Origin of the sequence: Microcystis sp. M49636_WE2, assembly GCF_030065375.1 — a bacterium.
Lineage (GTDB): Bacteria > Cyanobacteriota > Cyanobacteriia > Cyanobacteriales > Microcystaceae > Microcystis > Microcystis aeruginosa_C.
Genome location: NZ_JASJFG010000371.1, coordinates 1 through 7,370, shown reverse-complemented (window position 1 = coordinate 7,370; position 7,370 = coordinate 1). Strand labels below are relative to the sequence as shown.

General features: G+C 41.1%; 6 protein-coding genes. 2 read left to right on the top strand and 4 right to left on the bottom strand.

What is annotated here, in order from left to right; genetic code table 11:
* The 3 genes from PX484_RS08950 to PX484_RS08940 form a co-directional block, all read right to left on the bottom strand.
* On the bottom strand, window positions 1–1,902 hold a 1,902-nt coding region (locus tag PX484_RS08950; RefSeq protein WP_288103517.1), incomplete at its 3' end, for a heavy metal translocating P-type ATPase.
* 183 nt (window positions 1,903–2,085) lie between these two features.
* Window positions 2,086–3,288, bottom strand: coding sequence for an S-layer homology domain-containing protein (locus PX484_RS08945; RefSeq protein WP_287669091.1), 1,203 nt, complete (start codon window positions 3,286–3,288; stop codon window positions 2,086–2,088).
* Between the two features lie 30 nt (window positions 3,289–3,318).
* The gene (locus tag PX484_RS08940; RefSeq protein WP_287765282.1) at window positions 3,319–4,542 is read right to left on the bottom strand and encodes an NAD(P)/FAD-dependent oxidoreductase; all 1,224 of its coding nucleotides are present in this window, start codon (window positions 4,540–4,542) and stop codon (window positions 3,319–3,321) included.
* Between the two features lie 373 nt (window positions 4,543–4,915).
* On the opposite strand from PX484_RS08940, the gene PX484_RS08935 reads away from it, so the two are divergent.
* A complete protein-coding gene (locus tag PX484_RS08935; RefSeq protein ID WP_287765283.1) occupies window positions 4,916–6,103 on the top strand; it encodes a glycosyltransferase in 1,188 nt (395 codons plus the stop codon).
* Window positions 6,104–6,505: 402 nt separating this feature from the next.
* The gene (locus PX484_RS08930; RefSeq protein ID WP_002784632.1) at window positions 6,506–6,772 is read left to right on the top strand and encodes a hypothetical protein; all 267 of its coding nucleotides are present in this window, start codon (window positions 6,506–6,508) and stop codon (window positions 6,770–6,772) included.
* 4 nt (window positions 6,773–6,776) lie between these two features.
* On the opposite strand, the gene PX484_RS08925 is transcribed toward PX484_RS08930, so the two are convergent.
* Window positions 6,777–7,205, bottom strand: a complete 429-nt coding sequence (locus PX484_RS08925) for a type II toxin-antitoxin system VapC family toxin (RefSeq protein ID WP_002788601.1) — start codon at window positions 7,203–7,205, stop codon at window positions 6,777–6,779.
* Between the last annotated feature and the right edge of the window lie 165 nt (window positions 7,206–7,370).

The following is a 7,370-nucleotide window of genomic DNA, read 5'->3' as shown; positions in this document are numbered from 1 at the left end:
CAATGCGATCGCATCATTGATGCCATCTCCAACCATGGCGACTATTTTCCCTTTTTTCTGCAAATATTCGATTTTTTCGGCTTTTTCTTGGGGACGGAGTGCGGCAAAAAAGCGCCGGATACCCAACTCGCTGGCGATCGCCTCTGCGGTTTCGAGGTTGTCCCCCGTCATCATCATCACCTCTAAGCCCATTTTTTTGAGCTTGGCGACCACTGAGGAAGAAAAAGGTTTTAAAACGTCGGAAATGGCGATAACCCCCTCTAAACCCCCGTTAACCGCTATCCAAGCCACGGTTTTTTTCTGCCATTCCCAATCGTGGGCGACTTTTTTAAGAACTTTTGTTTCAACTCCTTGACGTTCTAACCATTGTTGTGTACCGATTTGCACGAAATCCGACCCGACTTTTCCCTGCACTCCTGCCCCAGTTATTGAGTCAAATTCGGTTACTTCTAGGGTTTTAATCTGGTTTAACTGCCCATATCTAACTATTGCTTCTCCTAACGGGTGTTCAGAATGATTCTCCACCGACACGACTAACTGCAGCAGCGATAATTCCCGTCCATCCCTCACCCCTTCCCGAGTCAAGAAGTCCGTCACCGTTGGTTTCCCCTGGGTGAGAGTTCCCGTTTTATCTAGAACAATAGTAGTAATGCCCTGGGCTAATTCTAAACTTTCGGCGTTTTTAATTAAAATTCCCTGTTTTGCTCCCTGTCCTGTTCCCACCATAATCGAGGTGGGTGTAGCTAATCCTAGCGCGCAGGGACAAGCGATAATTAAGACTTCCACCATTGTAATCAAAGCGAGGGTGAGATTACCCGTGCGGAGAATCCAAAATAGGAAAGTTATTACCGCAATAATCATCACCACCGGCACAAAATAAGCGGTCACTCGATCGACTAATCTTTGTATAGGTGCTTTTGATGCTTGTGCGGTTTGTACTAATTGGACAATCTGAGCTAAAACCGTATCTTTTCCCACTCGTAACGCTTGCATTTGTAGGCTACCGGTTTTATTAATTGTCGCCCCGATTACCTGTTGATTGATATTTTTTCGCACGGGTAAACTTTCCCCCGTCACCATCGATTCATCAATGCTAGAACTGCCCTGGATAATTATGCCATCGACGGGAATTTTTTCTCCCGGACGCACTAAAATTATATCTCCTACCTTCACCTCTTCTATTGGTATATCTAGCGTCTGTTCTTCCCTAATTACCCTAGCAGTTTTTGCCTGTAATCCCATTAATTGTTTAATAGCGGCGGCCGTTTCTTTTCTGGCACGTTTTTCAAGGAAACGACCGAGTAAAATCAGAGTAATGACGATAGCTGATGCTTCGTAATAGACATGGGAATTAAACCCCTGTTTTTCGATAAAATCGCTCCCGAAGGTTAAAAACAGGGAATAAAAATAGGCGGCACTGGTTCCCAAAACTACTAAAGTGTCCATGGTGGCAGCGCGGTTTTTAAAGGCTTTCCAAGCATTTTTATAAAAACTTTGACCACACCAAAATTGGACGGGAGTAGCGAGAATTAATTGGAATAAGGGAGCGTGTAACCAGTGGGGAATAAAAGATAGAGATAAACCCGTCATCATCGGCAAAGAACCGATAAAAAGTATAATACTAATAACAATAGCGATCGATAGTTTAGTGAGAAGTTCTTTTTCTGGCCTGGATTCGAGATTAATTTCCGTTATCGGTGTAGCCTGGAAACCAGCATCCCTAACTTTTGCTTGAATAGTGTTAAGATCGGTACGCTTGGGATCATAGTCCACATCCACCTGTTCCATGCCAAAATTAACTTGACATCGAATCACTCCGGGGATAGATTTAATTATCCGTTCGATCGAATCAGCGCAACCAGCGCAACTCATCCCGGCGAGTTTGAGAGTTTGATGGGTCATAATTTTAATAGCAGCGGAAGTCAGCAACAAAATCCCCTGCAGCAGAGTTCTATCTTTAGGATAAAATATTCCCCTAGCTGCAGGGTCAAGAATCCTTTGTTAATTTTTCTGAATAGATATGAAGAAATGTCAAAAAGAGTGTCTGTATTTTCCTAACACACCCTTAATTTTTATGGACAAATTTCAATTAACCCCACTCTGTTGCGTGTCTTGACCCTGCAAAGCATCGGCAGCGGAAACACCATCACCCTGAAAACCAAAATACCATAAAGTAGCGGCAGCTTCAGCGCGAGTTACTGGTCTTTTTGGCTGAAATAGGGTAGTAAAACCAAAAACTCGCCGAATATTGGCTTGTTCGGCATTTTGAAAATCGGCATAAAGAGCGCGCACCAGCTGCGGGTTAATTTTATTAGTATCCTGAAAACCCCAAGTATTTTTAATCGTATCAAGATTGGCGCTCGGTAAAGCTTTTCTGATATCTAATGGCACTTTCCACGCGATTAAATCTTCCCGGGTTAAAGGAGCATTGGGACGGAATAAAAGAGTGCTACTATCTCCCGTTAAAGGAGAGGGAATTAACCCTGCTTCCGCTAATCCTTGAATATAAATATAATCGGGATCGTTATTTTTAACATCACTAAAAGCTGGGGAACTATTGGGAGTAGCTAAACGGATTTGTTTACCTGCTACATTGGCATAAATGGCATTATTAGCCTGTAACAACCAGCGCGCAAATTCTCGGCGCGTTATTGTATCATTAGGGTTAAACTGATTGTTATTACCTGTTAATACTCCTAATCTAGCTAAGTCTTGAATGTGGCTTTTTAAGGGATTAGGTAAGGATTCGAGATCGTTAAAACTGGTGGGATTAAGATTGGGTAAGGGGGAAGAAATGGGGGAGGGACTAGGGGAAGCAATCGGAGTTCCCGTTGGACGATAATCGAGGCTATATTCCGTATTGGGAGAAGTAGCAGTTATGGTGATAGTTAATTCTAAATTATCTCGACGGGCCGTTAGGGTACTATTGACTCCTTCCCCAGAAAAGGGAGTGATAATTTCCCAATTATTATTAACTAATTCCTGTTGATAAAAAGCCTCGATCGCATTGCTGGGATCGTTGGATTGCCACCGGGTTTGCCCACCGGTATTATCAGGATTTGTCTGCACGGATAATAATTCTGATTGACTATATCGAGGAATTTCTGCGGGAAAATTTGCGGGTAATTGCTGGTTATTAGGAGAGTTTTCTGGTATGGGATTTGTTTGTAGATTAGGATCGGCAGCCAGACGATTTTCTAGGGCAGGATTGCCACTACAGGCTCCTAAAATGCCCAGCAGGGTGATCATTGTACTGTAGCGAATAAACTTACTCACGGTCTTTACCAATATTGTTTCCTTAGCTTTATCCTAGCTTATTTATCTGGGGTTTTGACTAGGGAAAATTGTGCGCCACCATTGACGTAATTTCCCCAGCAGAAATCCTCCTAACCCTTTTGTGTATTTTTCAAATTTGTAGTAAAATAAAATGTCGATTATATCCTGTGTGGCAAGATACTTGAGATAGGATACTCCTTGATCTATACGCACATCACTATATTCTAAATAAACTTTGCGACTGAGGCGATCGGATAAATTCCATTTTGGTTGAAAATATTCTTGCATCCTCTGTTGATAAGGGGCAAAACTACTCGATTTTCCCTGTAAATATTCTTCCATGTATTGACAAGCAATTTCCGCTCCTTTCATAGCATAGCGAATACCTTCCCCTCCTAAAAAGTTAACCGTAGAAACAGCATCACCAATCGCTATAATATTCGGTTCTTGATAATAAATATCTTGCAGATTGAGCGAATATTCTAAAATAGACCCATGGATGTCGATTATATCATATTTAGAGAGATTTATGTAGGTTTGAATAATTTGTGTAATATAACTTTTTAAAGGCTTAACTTCAGGAATATAAGGATGTTCTCCCTCTAACCAAGCGGCTCCTATTTTTAATTGCTGATTATCCATAGGAAAAATCCAGCCATAACCTTTAGGACTCCATTTATGACCTAGAAAAAACACTAAATTATCTTGATATTTTTGATAATATACTTCTGGCACAGTAATTAAATATTCAATGCCCACTGCTTTTAAAAAATCAGGTTTTTCTCGTTTATGTTTATACATAACTGCTCTAGCGTATCCCGTGGCATCAACCAATAAACGAGTAGTAACTGTCTCGATTTCCTCGCCTTTTGATTTCAAGAAAACAGTTAGCTTATCCTCCATCTGTTGATATTTCAGATAACGACAACCTAAACGAACTTCTCCCCCCCAACGCAGCACTTCTGCGGCTAAAAACTCTCGCAATTTGGCAAAATCAAAAACTACCCCTAAAGGTTGCGGTGATGACCAAAAATGATGTATGCTGGTGGAGATGATTTCGATATTTTTCCAAAACCTAGCCACTACGGTTTCGGGGAGATTGAATTGTTCTAAAATTTCTAGGGGAGAAGCGGCACTAGAAAAATTATTATCTTGCCAACTAGAATGTTGTTCCACCAAAAGAACACGATAACCTTTTTCACTTAATAATCTACCACAGTGACCTCCCGCCGGTCCACCCCCAATAATTACGACATCATAATCCATGATTTACTCCCTCGCCTAATCTTGCTAACTTGCTTTTATTTTACCCTAATTTGCCCTCTGTTAAACCCCAAACTGGTTAAGCTGTTGTGCATCTAAACTTGATAAGTAGCTGATTATAATTAAATTAAAAATGGATTTTAGGTTCGATCCCCCCTGCCCCCCTTAATAAGGGGGGTGCCGATAGGCGGGGGGATCCCCCTTAATAAGGGGGGTGCCGATAGGCGGGGGGATCCCCCTTGATAAGGGGGGTGCCGATAGGCGGGGGGATCCCCCCTGCCCCCCTTGATAAGGGGGGTGTCTGACAACTTTTAACACCTACCTACTTACTCTTTTTAACCTGTTCCCTATTCTCTCATCGAAAGCTGACTATCTTATGACATTTTTCTTATTATTAGTTACTTCCCTATCGCTGATAATTTGGTTATATTTAATCTTAGCCAGGGGACAATTTTGGCTATCTAACCAAAAAATTAATCCTGTCACTTCTCCTTTAAAAAATTATCCAAAAGTCTCGGCAATTATCCCCGCACGAAACGAAGCCGACGTTTTACCTATCAGTTTAACCTCCCTTTTTAACCAAGATTATCAAGGAGAATTTTCTATTATTTTAATTGATGATCAAAGCAGTGATGGCACGGGAAAAGTTGCTCAAGAAATTGCTGATAAATATCATAAATCTGGACAAATAACTATTATTTCTGGACAACCTTTAGAGATAGGATGGACGGGTAAATTATGGGCAATGAAACAGGGAATAACAGAGGCTACCGAGAAATTCGCCCCCGATTATTTTCTGTTTACCGATGCCGATATTGCCCACGCACCGGATAATTTAACCCAATTAGTCACTAAAGCAGTACAGGAAAAACAAGCTTTAGTTTCCCTGATGGTGTTGCTACGCTGTGACAGTTTTTGGGAAAAATTTCTTATTCCTGCCTTTGTTTTTTTCTTCGAGAAACTCTATCCTTTTGCCCTAGTTAATAATCCTAATTCCCCGATAGCAGCCGCCGCTGGGGGTTGCATTTTAATTCGCCGAGATATTCTAGAAAAGATTGGCGGTATTGAGATTCTTAAACAAGCTTTAATTGATGATTGTTCTTTGGCAATTGCAGTTAAAAAATATCTGCAAAATCACCCCGAAAATAGCGAGAAATCCATCTGGTTAGGATTAACAAAAAGCACCTATAGTCTCCGTCCCTATCCCGATTTAGCCAGCATTTGGAATATGGTAGCCCGCACCGCCTTCACACAACTAAATTACTCAATACTTTGGTTAATCGGCACAATTTTCGGGATGTTTTTAACCTATTTAGCTGCCCCCTTGGGCTTAATCTGGGGATTGGTCTTAAAAGAAACATCAATTATTATAATTAGCACCGTCACCTTATTACTAATCGCCCTCTCCTATAGCCCGACTTTAAGGCTATATAAATTATCCCCCCTGCGGGCTTTAACTTTACCCCTAATTGCCCTCTTTTATAGTTTAATGACCGTCGATTCTGCCCTGCGTTATTGGCGCGGCCAAGGGGGAGGTTGGAAAGGGCGAGTTTATCCTAATTAGGGTCTGCTGAATAATAGTAAAACCCTTTTAAAATAGGTCTTTTGACCTGTTAAAATCTGATGTTAGTGCAAGAAAATAGTAACTGAAAAAGTCCAGTAGGGTGCGCCCTTCGATAGCGTAACGCACCAAATAAATTAATGATAGATAAGAACTCTTGCAAATTAATTATATGTCATAAAACATTTTACCATTTGGGGATGGGGGGGTGAGTGCGATTATCTGTAGTGCGATCATGGATTTTCAACTATAATCAAAGATAAGTAGGTGGGTGGAATTAAATATAAAATGAACGTAGGTTGGGTTGAAGCATGAAACCCAACGCCCGCATGGGTTACGCTACCGCTAACCCATCCTACAAATAATTGTGCCTACCTACTTATTGATTTATCCCATGAGGTAACAATGTTATCGATTAATCTAGATCGAGAAACCGAGAACTATCTAGCAGACATCATTTCTGAAGAGAATATTAGCTCAGAAGAACTTCTGAAAAAACTCATTTACGAACATTGGCAAAGCTTAAAACCGCGTAAAACTTTATCACAACGCCGGGGAGGTCATCCTCAGCATCTTTTAGAAAATGCTCCACCTGATTTGTCATTGCGAGAAAACCGCAAAAAAGTAGTTGCAGAATATATACAAAACCATCATCAGCAACATCATTTATGACAAATTATCCCCCAAAAATTATTACAGAATCAATCAACCAATTCTCTAACTTCAAAGCAGGCACACGCTCAAATTCACGAGTATTTGCGGTAACAAGAGTCAGATCAAGCGCTAGAGAATGAGCAGCAATCAGTAAATCATTTGGACCGATTGGGGTTCCTGCTTGCTCCAAATGTTTACGAATTAGGGCATAGTGCTTATCTACAGTTGATTCTAATGGCAAAACTGTCAAGAACTCCAGGATGCGTTCTAGTTGCTGCACCAGACGGGAGGAACCACTTTTAACCACTCCAAATCTTAATTCACACGCCACAATGATGCTCGTACAAACGCTTTCTTCGCCGACATCCACAATATGCTGGAAAACCTGACCTTGGGGATACCTGATCAAATGTGATAGGATGTTAGTATCAAGCAGATATTGATAGGTCATTGGGTGGTACTAAAATGTAATGTCATCAAGGGGAAGCAACCCTTCATCTATATCAGGAAAATTGTCTGTAATGTCTGGCAAAGTAGTCAGCAAAGAAATTAGAGAACCGGAAGAAATCGGCTCAATGATTAAGCGATGACCTTCTTTGCGTAACAAAACCTCTGT